13 protein-coding genes are annotated in these 14,808 nt (G+C 69.2%); 11 read left to right on the forward strand and 2 right to left on the reverse strand.

Going from position 1 to position 14,808, the window contains the following annotated elements:
- Nucleotides 1-42 precede the first annotated feature (42 nt).
- Nucleotides 43-432 (forward strand): response regulator transcription factor, encoded by a 390-nt coding sequence (locus AC3ENO_RS13880; RefSeq protein ID WP_434971189.1) that lies wholly within the window; start codon nt 43-45, stop codon nt 430-432.
- On the opposite strand, the gene AC3ENO_RS13885 is transcribed toward AC3ENO_RS13880, so the two are convergent.
- On the reverse strand, nt 395-1,582 hold the full coding sequence (locus AC3ENO_RS13885) for an ROK family protein (protein WP_434971190.1): 1,188 nt from the start codon (nt 1,580-1,582) through the stop codon (nt 395-397). The two genes, AC3ENO_RS13880 and AC3ENO_RS13885, sit on opposite strands and share 38 nt — an antisense overlap.
- 91 nt (nt 1,583-1,673) lie before the next feature.
- On the opposite strand from AC3ENO_RS13885, the gene xylA reads away from it, so the two are divergent.
- The 9 genes from xylA (at nt 1,674) to AC3ENO_RS13930 (ending at nt 13,615) form a co-directional block, all read left to right on the forward strand.
- Nucleotides 1,674-2,864 carry a xylose isomerase gene (gene xylA / locus AC3ENO_RS13890; protein ID WP_434971191.1) on the forward strand — a complete coding sequence of 397 codons (1,191 nt, stop codon included), beginning with the start codon at nt 1,674-1,676 and terminating at the stop codon, nt 2,862-2,864.
- Nucleotides 2,865-3,068: 204 nt separating this feature from the next.
- Complete coding sequence (locus tag AC3ENO_RS13895; protein ID WP_434971192.1) at nt 3,069-4,403, forward strand: xylulokinase; 1,335 nt, start codon at nt 3,069-3,071, stop codon at nt 4,401-4,403.
- 118 nt (nt 4,404-4,521) lie between these two features.
- Nucleotides 4,522-5,238 (forward strand): GTP pyrophosphokinase, encoded by a 717-nt coding sequence (locus AC3ENO_RS13900; RefSeq protein WP_434971193.1) that lies wholly within the window; start codon nt 4,522-4,524, stop codon nt 5,236-5,238.
- Nucleotides 5,235-5,360 (forward strand): hypothetical protein, encoded by a 126-nt coding sequence (locus AC3ENO_RS13905; protein WP_434971194.1) that lies wholly within the window; start codon nt 5,235-5,237, stop codon nt 5,358-5,360. The genes AC3ENO_RS13900 and AC3ENO_RS13905 overlap by 4 nt, the downstream gene beginning before the upstream one ends.
- Before the next feature lie 28 nt (nt 5,361-5,388).
- Complete coding sequence (glgX, locus tag AC3ENO_RS13910; protein WP_434971195.1) at nt 5,389-7,599, forward strand: glycogen debranching protein GlgX; 2,211 nt, start codon at nt 5,389-5,391, stop codon at nt 7,597-7,599.
- A 2-nt stretch (nt 7,600-7,601) separates the two neighbouring features.
- Nucleotides 7,602-9,998: a malto-oligosyltrehalose synthase gene (treY, locus tag AC3ENO_RS13915; protein WP_434971196.1), complete on the forward strand. Its 2,397-nt coding sequence runs from the start codon at nt 7,602-7,604 to the stop codon at nt 9,996-9,998.
- Between the two features lie 72 nt (nt 9,999-10,070).
- Complete coding sequence (gene treZ, locus AC3ENO_RS13920) at nt 10,071-11,882, forward strand: malto-oligosyltrehalose trehalohydrolase (RefSeq protein WP_434971197.1); 1,812 nt, start codon at nt 10,071-10,073, stop codon at nt 11,880-11,882.
- Between the two features lie 37 nt (nt 11,883-11,919).
- Nucleotides 11,920-13,110 carry a cation:proton antiporter gene (locus tag AC3ENO_RS13925; protein WP_434971198.1) on the forward strand — a complete coding sequence of 397 codons (1,191 nt, stop codon included), beginning with the start codon at nt 11,920-11,922 and terminating at the stop codon, nt 13,108-13,110.
- A 4-nt stretch (nt 13,111-13,114) separates the two neighbouring features.
- Nucleotides 13,115-13,615 carry a glutaminase gene (locus AC3ENO_RS13930; RefSeq protein ID WP_434971199.1) on the forward strand — a complete coding sequence of 167 codons (501 nt, stop codon included), beginning with the start codon at nt 13,115-13,117 and terminating at the stop codon, nt 13,613-13,615.
- A gap of 8 nt (nt 13,616-13,623) precedes the next feature.
- Here the strand turns inward: AC3ENO_RS13930 and AC3ENO_RS13935 are convergent, their stop codons facing one another.
- Nucleotides 13,624-14,271, reverse strand: coding sequence for a LysR family substrate-binding domain-containing protein (locus AC3ENO_RS13935; protein ID WP_434971200.1), 648 nt, complete (start codon nt 14,269-14,271; stop codon nt 13,624-13,626).
- A gap of 119 nt (nt 14,272-14,390) precedes the next feature.
- Here AC3ENO_RS13935 and AC3ENO_RS13940 point away from each other — a divergent pair, with 119 nt between their 5' ends.
- Nucleotides 14,391-14,777: a DUF1304 domain-containing protein gene (locus tag AC3ENO_RS13940; protein ID WP_434971201.1), complete on the forward strand. Its 387-nt coding sequence runs from the start codon at nt 14,391-14,393 to the stop codon at nt 14,775-14,777.
- Nucleotides 14,778-14,808: the final 31 nt, after the last annotated feature.

Below are 14,808 nucleotides of genomic sequence, written 5' to 3' on the forward strand. Positions count from 1 at the left end.
TTGGCAGATAACAGGCGGGCTTTCGTGGATCGGGAGGGTTGCGTGGCGAGGATCATCGTCATCGATGACGACGCGGACATCGTCCGTCTCGTTGCGATCCGACTCTCTCGCGTCGGACATGACGTGGCGGAGTACTACGACGGAACCGCGGGTCTGGATGCGATCCGATCCTCGCGCCCGGATCTTGCCGTGGTCGACTGGATGATGCCGGGTCTGGATGGAATCGGTGTTGCACAGGCGGTGCGCGCGGACCCGACCCTCGCTGACATGCCGTTACTGCTGCTCACCGCCCGGTCGGATCCTGCCGAACACGACTACGCCTGTGCCCAGGGTTTCTCGGCAGTTGTGACCAAGCCGTTCACCAAGACGGAACTGCTGAGCGCTGTGAACGCGCTCATCCCTCCGAACGAGCAGGACTCGACAGCTGAGTGAGCGGGTCTGCGAGCAGGCCCGCGAAAGCAGCCTCGGCGGCCCCGATCAGCAGCCGGTCATCGGCGAGCACGGCGGCGCGGATGTCGACGTCTTCGGCGTTCGCGGGCATCGACTGCGCGCGGACGAGGTCGGTGAGCTGGTCGGTCGCGCCCTCCATGAGCATCGCGAGGAACCCGCCGAGGACGATCGCCCGGGGGTTCAGGACGTTCACCGCGTTGGCCAGTGCTGTTGCGAGGATCCGTCGCTGCCTGTCGGTCTCGGCGGCGACGGCGGGGACGTCGGATGCCCTGAGCGCCGCCTCGAGTGTGGGGTCGTCCGCACTGCCGAGGCGGAGCGCCTGCAACAGCCGGGCGCGGCTCACCTCGTCTTCGAGGACGCCATCCGGAGCCTGCTGATCAGTCGTCGCCGCGATACCGGGCCGGTTCTGTCCGAACTCGCCGGCGTAGCCCGACACGCCACGGACCGGCATCCCATGGACGATGAGCCCACCACCGATGCCGCTGGCCCCGCCGTTGAGGTAGACGACGTGATCGAGCCCGCGCGCTGCGCCGTAGAGGTGTTCGGCGACCGCGCCGAGCGTCGCATCGTTGTCGACGGCGGTGGGCAGTCCCGTCGACTCGGCGATGAGCTCCCGGATCGGCGCGTCTTGCCATTGGAGGTGCGGGGCGGTGCGCACCAGTCCATCGCGGGCGCGCACGAGGCCCGGAACGGCGACGCCGACGCCGACAATGCGATTGTCGGCGAGCGCGGAGGTGCGCCATCGCTCGACGGTCTCGGCGACGAGGTGAGCGGTCTGGTCGGGAGAGACGAGTTCGGTGCGCTCGAGACGAACCCGGGCGGCGATCGACTGGTCGAGTCCTACGGCCCCGATCGTGACGGCATCCACCTCGGGGTTGACGGCGATCGCGACGATCCGCGGGTCGGCCGCGACGATCGGCGAGGGGCGACCGACGCGCCGGGAGGGATCGGGCGCTGTCTCGGTCACGAGCCCGGCCGTTGACAGTTCGGTGACCAGATCGGCGATGGTGGACCGGTTCAGCCCCGTCGCCAAGGTCAGCGCCGCGCGCGACCGAGGACCCTCGAGATGAACCAGTCCCAGGATGCGGGCTAGGTTTCGGGTCCTGACGTTGTCGTTTCCCGGCTCGATCATGCGTTCACTGTAGGGGATGGCGGCGGCATCCGTCGTGGTATAGGTTGTTGCTGACAACATTTCCATCCGCGTGCTGTGCAAAGGAGCGGTCATGCCCACGCCCACCCCCGCCGACAAGTTCTCATTCGGCCTCTGGACCATCGGCTACAACGGGGCTGACCCGTTCGGTGGCCCGACCCGGCCCGCACTCGACGTCGTCCACGCCGTCGAGAAACTCGCCGAACTCGGCGCCTACGGACTCACGTTCCACGACGACGACCTGTTCGCGTTCGGATCGACGGATGCCGAGCGCCAGACCCAGATCGACCGCCTCAAGAGCGCTCTGGCCGACACCGGTCTGATCGTGCCGATGGTGACCACGAACCTCTTCTCGGCTCCCGTCTTCAAGGACGGCGGTTTCACCTCCAACGACCGGCAGGTGCGCCGATTCGCGTTGCGCAAGGTTCTGCGCAACATCGACCTCGCCGCGGATCTCGGCGCGAAGACGTTCGTCATGTGGGGCGGACGCGAAGGCGCCGAATACGACGCCGCGAAAGACATCCGTGCCGCCCTCGAGCGCTACCGCGAGGCAGTCAACCTGCTCGGCGACTACGTCACCGACAAGGGCTACGACATCCGATTTGCGATCGAGCCCAAGCCCAACGAGCCCCGCGGCGACATCCTGCTGCCGACGGTCGGACACGCGCTCGCGTTCATCGAGTCCCTCGAACGGCCCGAACTCGTGGGTCTGAACCCCGAGGTCGGACACGAGCAGATGGCGGGCCTGAACTTCGCCGCAGGCATCGCGCAGGCGCTGTACCACGGCAAGCTCTACCATATCGATCTCAACGGCCAGCGCGGGATCAAGTACGACCAGGACCTCGTGTTCGGGCACGGCGACCTGCACAACGCCTTCGCCCTTGTCGACCTGCTCGAAAACGGTGGCCCGAACGGCGGACCGTCCTATGAGGGGCCGCGCCACTTCGACTACAAGCCCAGCCGGACCGAGGATGAGACCGGGGTCTGGGACTCGGCTGCCGCCAACATGCGCACGTACCTGCTGCTCAAGGAGCGGGCGCAGGCGTTCCGCGCCGACCCCGAGGTGCAGGAGGCGCTCGCGGCCGCCCGCGTGCCGGAGCTCTCGGTTCCGACGCTCGGCGAGGGCGAGTCGTACGACGACCTGCTCGCCGACCGCTCGGCCTTCGAGGACTTCGACCCGGCGCAGTACTTCGGCGCCAAGGGCTTCGGGTTCGTCCGCCTCCAGCAGCTGGCCACCGAGCACCTGATGGGCGCCCGGGGCTGACCACCGCCGCGGCGCGAACCCCGAACCGCAGCCGGCAGGGAGGTCCTCACGAGCGGAAGGACCCGGACGGCGGCCCTCGCCGTCCGGGTCCTTCGGTTCCGTTGTTGAGGAGGCGCCCGCACGGGGGAGGAACAGGCCGGCGTGAGCCGGGCGACGCGAGCCGCCGAGGATGTGATGCCCTTCGGGGCAGAAGGAGAGGCAGGCATGACGCTGGTCATGGGAGTCGACTCGTCGACCCAGTCATGCAAGGTCGTGATCACGGATGCCGACACCGGCGCGATCGTCCGAGAGGGCCGCTCGCGGCATCCGGGCGGAACGGAAGTCGACCCGGAGGCATGGTGGACAGCGCTCCAGCAGGCGATCGGTGCCGCCGGCGGCATCGATGACGTCGCAGCGTGGTCGATCGGCGGACAACAGCACGGGATGGTCGCTCTGGATGCCCAAGGCCGCGTCATCCGTCCCGCTCTGCTGTGGAACGACACGCGCTCGGCGGGCGCTGCGACGGAGCTCATCGCGGAGTTCACTGCGGACGCGCTGGCCCGACGTACGGGACTGGTCCCGGTCGCGTCGTTCACGATCACCAAGGTGCGGTGGCTCCGCGACCATGAGCCCGAGAATGCGGCACGTGTGGCGGCAGTCGCGCTGCCCCACGACTGGCTGACGTGGCGCCTGCGGGGCTTCGGGCCTGTCGATGAGTCGCCCCGAGGTCCTGTCCTGGATGAGCTCATCACCGATCGCTCCGACGCATCGGGAACGGGATACTGGGCGCCGGATGCCTGGCGCGCGGCCCCGGAAGGCCGTGCGACCGCGGACGGCTACGACCGCGAGCTGCTGGTCGCCGCGCTCGGTCACGACGCCGTGCTGCCCCGCGTGCTCGGACCGCGGGAGTCGGTCACGGATGCCGACGGCCGCCGCGTCGGCGCGGGAGCCGGTGACAACGCCGGGGCGGCGCTCGGTGTGGGCGCGGTTCCCGGGGACGTCGTCGTTTCGATCGGCACGAGCGGGACGGTCTTCGCCGTCAGCGAGCAGCGGACGATCGATCCGTCGGGGACGGTCGCGGGGTTCGCGGATGCCGACCGGCACTACCTTCCGCTGGTGGCGACCCTCAATGCGGCGCGGGTGCTCGACGCCATCGCCGGGCTGCTCGGTGTCGATCACGCCGGCCTGAGCGCGCTGGCGCTCGCTGCCCAGCCCGGCGCTGCAGGTCTCACGCTTGTTCCGTACTTCGAGGGCGAACGCACGCCGAACCTTCCCGACGCGACCGCGTCGCTCACGGGGATGACGCTGGCCTCGACAACTCGCGAGAACCTCGCGCGTGCGGCTGTCGAGGGGATGCTGTCGGGCCTCGGCGCGGGCGTGGAGGCACTGCGGGCTCTCGGAGTCCCTCTGCGGCGGGCGCTGCTGATCGGCGGCGGCGCCCAGTCCGACGCCGTCCGCCAGATCGCGCCGGCCGTGTTCGGGATGCCGGTGGAGGTCCCCCCGCCGGGCGAGTACGTCGCCCTGGGCGCCGCCCGTCAGGCGGCATCCGTGCTGGCCTGACCTGCGCCGCGGCGCCCTCTCCCGCCGTCCCGCGGGGCGGAGCGCGACTGCGGAACGCGGACATGAGGACGCGTGCGGTTCACAGCGATCTCGTACGCGGGGTTCCTAGGTTGGAGACATGAGCCACGCTGCGGCCCCGCTCCGCCCGTCAGAGCCTCCGATCGACGACGAGGTGACGGTGTCGCTCTCGCAGCTTCGCGCCGCCCGCGACGAGGTGCAGCGGTTTCTGCTGCCCTACCAGTTCGGGCTCAAAGAGATCGAGACGAAGGTGCAGATCCTTCGCGACGAGTTCCGCCAGCTTCACGACTACAACCCGATCGAGCACATCACCAGCCGGGTGAAGTCAGCCGACAGTCTCGTGGCGAAGGTCGGCCGCAAGGGCATCGACGGGGACTTCGAGTCGATCCGCGCGCACATCACCGACATCGCCGGCGTCCGGGTCACGTGCAGTTTCGTCGCCGACACGTATCGCCTCTTCGACCTGCTCACGCAGCAGGACGACATCGAGGTGCACTCGGTGAAGGACTACATCGCCTCCCCGAAGCCCAACGGCTACAAGAGTCTGCACGCGATCGTCCGCGTTCCCGTGTTCCTCTCGACCGGCCGCGTGGACGTGCCGGTCGAGGTCCAGTTCCGCACCATCGCGATGGATTTCTGGGCGAGTCTCGAGCACAAGATCTACTACAAGTTCGACCGCCAGGTTCCCGAGTCCCTCCTCGCGGAGCTGCGCGATGCGGCAGCCAGCGCGGCGGAGCTCGACGAACGGATGCAGCGCCTGCACCGCCAGGTGCACAGCATCCACCCCTCCCCGACCGCTCGCACCCTCGAGGTGTGAGCGCCCTTCTCCCGCGTCCCCCGAGGCTGCACGCGCTCGCGATCCTGTGCCGTGCGCGGGCAGCGGTTGCAGATCGGCAGGACGGGCGCAACCCGGGGCAGCGCGTCATCGCGCTCGACTAGTGTGGAAGCCCCACCAGGAAGGGGTGCCGTGCAGACATGGCCAGGGTCGGCGTATCCGCTGGGTGCGACTTTCGACGGGAACGGAACGAACTTCGCTGTCTTCAGCGAGGGCGCCGAGCGGGTTGAGCTGTGCCTGTTCGGTGAGCGGGGGCGCGAGACGCGCGTCGACCTGATCGAGGTGGATGCCTACGTCTGGCACGCCTACCTCCCGAACATCGCCCCGGGGCAGCGGTACGGCTACCGGGTCCATGGCGAATACGACCCCGCATCCGGCAAGCGCTTCAACCCCAACAAGCTGCTCCTGGACCCGTACGCGAAGGCGGTCGACGGCCAGGTGACATGGGGCCAGTCGGTCTTCGGCTACACCTTCGGCGACCCCGACTCCCGCAACGACGACGACTCCGGCGCGGACATGATGAAGGGCGTCGTCATCAACCCCTTCTTCGATTGGGGAGGTGACAGGCCCCCGCGCACGCCCTACTCGGAGTCCTTCATCTACGAGGCCCACGTCAAGGGCCTGACGATGCGTCACCCGGACATTCCCGATGAGATCCGCGGGACCTACAGCGCGATCGCGCACCCGTTGATCATCGAGCACCTCAAGCGTCTGGGCGTCACGGCGATCGAACTGCTTCCGGTTCACCAGTTCATCAACGACTCGATGCTGCAGGAGAAGGGCCTGTCGAACTACTGGGGCTACAACACCATCGCGTTCCTCGCGCCACAGAACACCTACTCCTCCTCGGGCCAACGGGGCCAGCAGGTGCAGGAGTTCAAGGGGATGGTCAGGGCCCTGCACGAGGCGGGCATCGAAGTGATCCTGGATGTCGTGTACAACCACACCGCCGAGGGGAACCACCTCGGTCCGACGCTCTCGTTCCGCGGGATCGACAACGAGGCGTACTACCGGCTCGAGAACGACGACAAGCGGTACTACACCGACTACACCGGCACGGGGAACAGCCTGAACGTCGGGAACCCGCACGCGCTGCAGCTGATCATGGATTCCCTGCGGTACTGGGTGCTCGAGATGCACGTCGACGGTTTCCGTTTCGATCTCGCCGCAACGCTGGCCCGCGAGTTCTACGACGTCGATCGCCTCGCGACCTTCTTCGAGCTCGTGCAGCAGGATCCGGTGGTCAGCCAGGTCAAGCTCATCGCCGAGCCCTGGGACGTCGGGCCCGGCGGCTATCAGGTCGGAAACTTCCCCCCGCAGTGGACGGAGTGGAACGGCAAGTACCGCGACACCGTCCGCGACTTCTGGCGCGGCGAGCCGCAGGCGCTGGGCGAGTTCGCCTCGCGACTGACCGGCTCGAGCGATCTCTACGCGCACTCGGGGCGCTGGCCGGTGGCATCCATCAACTTCGTGACCGCCCACGATGGCTTCACCCTGCGCGATCTCGTCTCGTACGAGAACAAGCACAACGAGGCCAACGGCGAGGACGGCCGCGACGGCGCTGATGACAACCGGTCGATGAATTTCGGCGTCGAAGGCCCGACGGATGACCCGGCCATCAATGAACTGCGGGAGCGGATGCAGCGCAACTTCATCGCCACGCTGCTGCTGTCGCAGGGTGTGCCGATGCTCCTGCACGGTGACGAGCTCGGGCGCACGCAGCGCGGCAACAACAACGGGTACGCGCAGGACAATGAGATCACCTGGATCGACTGGGAGAACGTCGATGCGAGTCTGATCGACTTCACGTCCGCGCTTGCCCGCCTGCGCCGCGACCACCCCACGTTCCGCAGGCGTCGTTTCTTCGATGGCCGTCCTGTGCGACGCGAAGAGGTCGAGCGGATCCCTGACATCGTGTGGCTTCGTCCTGACGGGACGCAGATGCAGCCCGAGGACTGGGACTCCGGATTCGGCCGGTCGATCGGCGTCTTCCTCAACGGCAACGGCATCCGTGAGCGGGACCGGCGAGGCGAGCCCATCACCGACGCCCACTTCCTCGTCCTGTTCAACGCCGGCGACGAGCCCGTCGAGTTCACCCTCCCGGATGTCGAGTTCAGCCCGAACTGGGACGTGCTGGTCGATACCGCCGGGGTGCTCGGGCACACCGAGCCGGTCCATCCCGGAACCGTCGTCGAGCTGGCGACGAAGTCCGTCGTCGTGCTGTGCGAGCACGTGGACGAGGAGATCGAGGTCGACCGGTTCGTCGCCGCGTCGCTGGCCGCGGGGACCGTCCCGATCGACGAGGTCCCCGGCGCCGCCCCGAAGGAAGAGCTGCCGAGGTAGTGATGCATCCCACGTCGACGTACCGCCTACAGATCCGCGCCACGTTCGACCTGGATGCCGCAGCGGCCGTCACCGGATACCTGCGCGAGCTCGGCGTCGGATGGGCGTACCTCTCGCCGCTGCTGCAGTCCACGGCGGGATCGGACCACGGCTACGACGTGGTCGACCCCTCCCGCGTGGACCCGGCACGCGGCGGCGAGGAGGGGCTGACGCGCTTCGCCGCCGCAGCCCGCGCCGAGGGCCTCGGCATCCTGATCGACACGGTTCCCAACCACATGGGCATCTCGGATCCCCCGCAGAATCCGTGGTGGTGGGATGTCCTGCTGCGCGGGCGCGACTCGCCCCACGCGCCAGCGTTCGACATCGACTGGGAGTTCGGCGGCGGAAAGGTGCGCGTTCCCGTCCTGGGCGCCGACGCCGACGAGGTCATCGACCAGATGCAGATCCGCGTCGATCCCTCCCCGACCCGGCTCGCACCGCACGGCACCGTGCGGTACTTCGACCACGTCTTCCCCCTGGCGGCGGGGACGGCGCCGGCTGAGGCGACGTCGTATCCGGATGCCGTCCGCCAGGTTCTTGCCCGGCAGCACTTCGAGCTGATGTTCTGGCAGCGGGAGGCATCCGAGCTGAACTACCGGCGATTCTTCGCCGTCTCCAGCCTGGCCGGTCTGCGGATCGAAGACCCGACGGTGTTCGACCAGGCGCACGTCGAGGTCGCCCGGTGGTTCCGGGAGGGCCTCGCCGACGGACTGCGAATCGACCATCCCGATGGCCTCGTCGATCCCGGCGGCTACCTCGAGCGGCTCGCGACGCTCACCGGCCGCCGCTACACGCTCGTCGAGAAGATCCTCGAGCACAGCGCGACCGACCATCCCGAACTGCTCCCGGCATGGTGGGATGCCGACGGGACGACCGGCTATGACGCGATGGCCGAGATCGACCGAGTCTTCATCGATCCGGCGGGCGAGGGAGCTCTCGACGCGCTCGATGACCGCCTTCGGGAAGCGACCGGCCTACCGCCTGCGCCCTCCTGGGCGGAGCTCATCCACGGGACGAAGCGAATGATCGCCGACACGATCCAGGGCAGCGAGATCCGCCGGCTCGTGCGGTGCCTGCCGGACCCGATCGAGGATGCCGAAGACGCGCTCGCCGAGATCCTCGCGTGCTTCCCGGTCTACCGGTCCTATCTCCCCGCGGGCCGTGACGCGCTCGAGGACGCGCTTGCCGCGGCATCCGTTCACCGCCCCGATCTCGCGCCCGCCATCGAGTCCCTCGGCGCGGTCCTCGCCGACCCGGCTCTCGAGGTTGCGCGCCGCTTCCAGCAGACCACGGGGCCGGTCACGGCCAAGGGCGTCGAGGACACCGCGTTCTATCGCGCGACGAGGCTGGGCACCCTCACCGAGGTCGGCGGCGACCCGTCGGTGTTCTCGCTCAGCGTCGAGGACTTCCACGCCGCGTTCGCGCGGCGCCAGGCGCAGCGGCCGAACGCGATGACGGCGCTGTCGACCCACGACACCAAGCGCGGCGAGGACGTGCGCGCTCGACTGTCGGTGCTCGCCGAGATCCCGCACCGGTGGGCGGCGACGTTGGAAGACCTGCGCCGTGTCGCCTCCACCGGCCATGGCCCGTTCGACAGCCTGCTGTGGCAGGCGATCATCGGCTCCTGGCCCGCGACCCCCGAGCGACTCCACGCCTACGCCGAGAAGGCGGCGCGCGAAGCTGCCGAGGTGACGACGTGGTGGAATCCGGATGCCGACTTCGAGGCCCGCATGCACGCCGTGGTGGACGCCGCATTCGGGTCCGCGCGCGAGATCGTCACGGCGTTCGTCGACGAGATCGCCGACCCCGGCTGGAGCAACGCACTGTCGGCCAAGCTCGTGCAACTGGCCGGCCCCGGCGTTCCCGACGTCTACCAGGGTTCGGAGCTGTGGGAGACCTCGCTGGTCGACCCCGACAACCGTCGCCCCGTCGACATCGAGCAGCGCGCCGCCATGCTGGCAGAGCTCGACCGCGATGCGCGTGACGGGCGCACGCCCGCGATCGACGCATCCGGCGCGGCGAAGCTCCTGGTCACCTCGCGTGTGCTCCGGATGCGGCGGGACCGGCCCGAGCTGTTCACGCGCTATCTTCCCGTCGAGGTGCTCGGCACAGCATCCGGGCACGCGATCGCGTTCGATCGCGGTGGTGCCGTTGCCGTGGCGACCCGCCTTCCGGTCGGTCTCGCGTCGCGGGGAGGGTGGGGCGACACGCGGATCCTGATCCCCGGCGGAGTGTGGATCGACGCGCTCACCAACCGGGTCTATCCGGGCGGCGAGCTACCGCTCGCGGATCTGCTGGAGCGCTATCCCGTCGCCCTGCTGACCCGCGAGACACCGTATGAGCACCGAGACGCGCCATGAGCACCGAGGCGCCGCGGCGCGCAGGGCGCCTCGTTCGCATGAGCGTGTCTCGCCCGTGATGGAGGAGAAGCAATGATCGAGGTGTGGGCTCCCCGAGCGGAGCGCGTGAGGGTGCGGCGCGCTGGTGGCGGGGACATCGACATGTCGGCCCGGCCCCGCGGGTGGTGGTCGGCAGAGGTCGATCTCGCCGATGGCGAGGAGTACGGATTCGTCCTCGGTGACGGAGATGCCCTGCGCCCCGACCCGCGGTCGCGCCGCCAGCCCCGCGGGGTCCACGACGCATCCGCCTTCTTCGACCCGGGCGCTTTCGCGTGGACCGACGCGGCCTGGACCGGCCGCCAGCTCGCCGGCGGGCTCATCTATGAGATGCACGTCGGTACCTTCACGCCCGAAGGCACCCTGGATGCCGCCATCGATCGCTTCGGCCACCTCATCTCCCTCGGCGTCACACACGTGGAGCTGTTGCCGGTCAACGGGTTCAACGGCACCTGGAACTGGGGCTACGACGGCGTGCTCTGGTACACCGTCCACGAGGCCTACGGTGGCCCCGCCGCATACCAGCGCTTCGTGGATGCCGCGCACGCCGCCGGGCTCGCCGTCATCCAGGACGTCGTCTACAACCACCTCGGCCCGAGCGGGAACTACCTGCCCGAGTTCGGGCCGTACTTGAGGGACGCCGCGCGCAACACGTGGGGGCTGTCGGTGAACCTCGACGCCCGAGAGGTGCGCGATTACATCGTCGAGAACGCCCTCATGTGGCTGCGCGACTACCACGTTGACGGGCTGCGGTTGGATGCCGTCCACGCCCTCCACGACGAGAGTCCGACGCACATCCTGCAGGAGCTGGCCGAGGCCGCCGATGCGCTCTCGGCACACCAGGGGCGGCCGCTGACCCTCATCGCCGAGTCCGACCTCAACGACCCGACGCTGATCCTGCCGCGGGAGGCAGGGGGCTACGGGCTGACAGCGCAGTGGAGCGACGACTACCACCACGCCCTCCATGTCGCCGTGAGCGGCGAGACCGTTGGTTACTACGAGGACTTCGGAGCTCTCGGCGCGCTGCCCAAGGTCTGGACAGAGGGCTTCTTCCACAACGGCACGTACTCGTCATTCCGGGGGCGCGACCACGGCTTCCCGATCCCGCCCGCCGTGCCGACCTGGCGCCTGGTGACGTTCGGTCAGGACCACGACCAGATCGGCAACCGCGCTGCTGGCGACAGGCTCAGCCAGACCCTGTCCACCGATCGGCTCGCCGTCGCGGCAGTCCTGACCCTCACCACTCCCGGCACGCCGATGCTGTTCATGGGCGAGGAGTGGGGCGCCTCCACGCCCTGGCAGTTCTTCACGTCGCATCCCGAGCCGGAGCTCGGCGAGGCCACCGCGAAGGGCAGGATCGAGGAGTTCGCGCAGATGGGCTGGGACCCGGCGATCGTTCCCGACCCGCAGGATCCCGAGACGTTCCGCCGCTCGAGGCTGAACTGGGACGAGGCATCGACATCCCCCGACGTGGGCGTCGATCATGCCCGGCTGCTGCAGCTCTACCGCGATCTTGCCGCGCTGCGCCGGGCGCGGCCGGAGCTGGCCGACCCGTCGTTCGCGCACTGCGAGGCGCTCTCCGGAGGCGGCGCCGAGGGCGAGGACCCCCGCGCGCGGTGGTTCGTGCTGCAGCGTGGCGAGCTGTCGGTGTTGGTGAATCTCACGGGCGCTTCCCACACCTTCGCTGTGGCCCCGGATGCCGGCATCCTGCTGCACACCGGTGCGCCCGACGGGTCGGGCCCCGCCGAACTCGCGGCGGCCGCGTTGCGGCACGAGTCGAGGGATGCGGGATCCTTCCTCACGCTCGCGCCCGACTCCGCGGCCATCGTCGGTCCACCGACCCGCTGAGCCCCGATCGTGAGACAGCTCTCGCTATCGTGAAGGAATGTCCGCGAACCTCCTGATCGTCCCGCTGCTGGCGGCGCTCGCACCGCTGCTGACGCGGGTGATCGGACGGTGGTTCGCCGTGCCGATCGTCGTCTTCGAGCTCGTGCTCGGCATCCTGGTCGGGCCCTCCGTCCTCGCGTGGGTCGAGCCGATCGAGTTCCTCGCGACGCTCGCGCAGTTCGGACTGGCGATGCTCTTCTTCGTCGCGGGCTCAGAATTGGACTTCGCTGCCTTCCGAGGCCGCACCGGCCGCAACGCCGCGGTCGGGTGGCTGCTGTCGCTGGGCATCGGCATCCTCATCGGGCTGCTCGTCGGTCCGCTGGGGGCGGCGATCATCATCGGCATCGCGCTGTCCTCGACGGCGCTCGGTACGATCCTTCCGATCCTGCGCGACGCGGGGGAGTTGAAGACCCCGTTCGGCAAGGCAGTCGCCGCGGTGGGAGCCGTCGGCGAATTCGGTCCCCTCGTCGCGATCTCCGTCTTCCTCGGTGGACGCGACCCGGGCGTCGCCTCGATCGTGCTCGCGGCGTTCCTGCTGATTGCCGGGCTCGCGATCTGGCTCGCCTTCCGCATCCCGCACGGCATGATGCACCGGGTCGTGAGCGCGACACTGCACACGTCGGGGCAGTACGCGATCCGCGTGGTCTTTCTGATTCTCGGGGCGCTGTTGGCGCTGAGTATCACTCTCGATCTCGACATCCTGCTCGGCGCCTTCACGGCAGGGATCGTTTGGCAACTGATGATGCGCGATGCGTCGGAAGAGAACCGCGAGGCCGTGGAGAGCAAGATCGAGGGCATCGCGTTCGGCTTCCTCGTGCCCATCTTCTTCATCTACACGGGCGTGACGTTCGACCTGGCGGCGCTGCTGGCCGACCCGATGCTGCTCCTGTTCGTGCCCGTGGTGCTGATCGCCCTGCTCGTGGTGCGCGGGATCCCGTCGATGTTCGTGGCGCCGCCCGGCGCGACGGTGCGCGACCGGCTCGCGCTCGGCCTCCTCGGCGCGACAGGCCTGCCCATCATCGTCGCCGTCACCGCGATCGGCGTCGACGAGAACCTCCTCACGTCTGCGCAGGCCGCGCTCTTTGTCACCGGCGGGATGCTGTCGGTGCTGCTCTACCCCCTCATCGGCATGATGCTGCGCGGCGAACGCGTCAGCCGCGTGCCCGCCGAGCTCGATGATGCGGTCTGACGCCGTGCGACCCGCCGAATTCCGCGACCTCCTGGGCTGGGCCCGCACCGAGCTCGCGGGCGCACCCCAGGACCTCCTCGGCGAGGTCGTCACGCCACGGATGCTCGGCATCCCTCGCGCGCCGCGCGTCGCGCTGCGAGCCCAGGCGTGGCACCTCGGGGTGCTGCTCCTCGGAGAGGACGAGGTGTACGCGACCGGCGAGATCGTGCGGTCGCGGGAGCCGGCGCGGCGCGGGTACACGGCGGAGTCTCAACGGGCGCGGGCGAGCCTGGCGGAGGCAGCCTTTCGTGGGGGCATCCTCCCCGGAACCGCTGTCCATCTGGGCTGGCGAAGGATCGACCTCGAGACCCTCGCCGGCGCGGCATCCGTCGACAGCTCGCCACTCGCGGTGATCGACGGGCAGGTCCGGGTGCGCTGGAGCGCGTCGGGCGGTTTCGCGGACGCCGACAGGTACGTGCGTGAGCGGGTCGAGCTGCTTCGGCACCCGCCGCAGGGAGCTACCTGATGGGCAGGTCAGCTGCGGGAGGAACGGATGCTGCGACCGCGCACGATCCCCACGAACGCCTCCACCTCGGGCGTCGTCCGTTCCGCGACCCACGCCAGACCGACGCTGGAGAGGGGCCCGTCCCCGAGCGGACGATAGGTCACATCCTTACGATGATGCAGGCGGGCGAGCGACATCGGGACGATCAGGATGCCGACGCCCGTCGCGACCAGCTCGGTCGCTGACGCCGTGTCCGCCGGCGCGGCGAACGCGGGAGGGCTCGTGCCGGGCGCGGCAGCATGCAGGACGTCGTCGTCAGGGACGATCAGCACCTCCCCGGCGAGGTCGTCGAGGGTCAGTTCCTCCGCCACGGTCAGCGCCGAATCCGTCGACATGACCACGACGGGGACTTCGTCGTAGAGGGCGATGACGTGCAGATCGGCCCTGTCGATCGGGAGTCGGACCAGTGCTGCATCGACGTGCCCCGCGACGAGCTCCTGCCGTTGCGAGGCGGGATCGAGCTCGACCAGTTCGATGGTCGTCTGCCGCATCCGTTGCCGCCAGATCGAGATCCACTTCCCCGGGGTGGCGCCGGGAACCGCGCCCAACCGGAACACGGCGGCGGGAGCCGGGGAGGGCGCAGTGCGCGAACTGTCGGGTCGGTCACGCCTTGCCATTCCGTCAGGCTACCCGCACCGCTGCGCGAACCCCTCGCCCCGGCTCAATGCGCCGGCAGGTTCGGTGTTGCGCAGCTGGACCGTCGCCCTTCGGGCGGCGGCGGGGTAGGGTGCGGTGCATGGTCGTCGGGATAATCGCATCCGTTCTCGCCGCGCTCGCCGCCGTGCTCCACGTCTGGATCTTCGCGATGGAGAGCATCTCCTGGCGGTCCCCACGGGTGTGGCGCCGCTTCGGCGTCCGAGACCAGCAGTCGGCCGAGACACTGCGTCCGATGGCATACAACCAGGGTTTCTACAACCTGTTCCTGGCCATCGGTGCTCTGCTCGGCGTCACCCTGTTCTGGGCAGCGTCACCGGTTGCCGGACTCGCGCTCGCGCTGTTCTCGCTCGGGTCGATGGTGGCCGCTGCGATCGTCCTGGCCACCGGAGGCGCACGCTACCTACGGCCGGCGGCTGTGCAGGGCACACTGCCGCTTCTGGCCGGGATTGCGTTTCTGTTCGCCTGAGCCCACAGAACGCGCCTCACGCAGCGGACAC

It is taken from the genome of Microbacterium sp. bgisy207, assembly GCF_057706855.1.

Coding starts and splice junctions, on each gene's coding strand:
- xylA (WP_434971191.1), top strand. CDS start 1,674: ATGCCCACGCCCACCCCCGCCGACAAGTTCTCATTCGGCCTCTGGACC.
- treZ (WP_434971197.1), top strand. CDS start 10,071: ATGATCGAGGTGTGGGCTCCCCGAGCGGAGCGCGTGAGGGTGCGGCGC.
- AC3ENO_RS13895 (WP_434971192.1), top strand. CDS start 3,069: ATGACGCTGGTCATGGGAGTCGACTCGTCGACCCAGTCATGCAAGGTC.
- AC3ENO_RS13940 (WP_434971201.1), top strand. CDS start 14,391: ATGGTCGTCGGGATAATCGCATCCGTTCTCGCCGCGCTCGCCGCCGTG.
- treY (WP_434971196.1), top strand. CDS start 7,602: ATGCATCCCACGTCGACGTACCGCCTACAGATCCGCGCCACGTTCGAC.
- AC3ENO_RS13935 (WP_434971200.1), bottom strand. CDS start 14,271: ATGGCAAGGCGTGACCGACCCGACAGTTCGCGCACTGCGCCCTCCCCG.
- AC3ENO_RS13925 (WP_434971198.1), top strand. CDS start 11,920: ATGTCCGCGAACCTCCTGATCGTCCCGCTGCTGGCGGCGCTCGCACCG.
- AC3ENO_RS13885 (WP_434971190.1), bottom strand. CDS start 1,582: ATGATCGAGCCGGGAAACGACAACGTCAGGACCCGAAACCTAGCCCGC.
- AC3ENO_RS13900 (WP_434971193.1), top strand. CDS start 4,522: ATGAGCCACGCTGCGGCCCCGCTCCGCCCGTCAGAGCCTCCGATCGAC.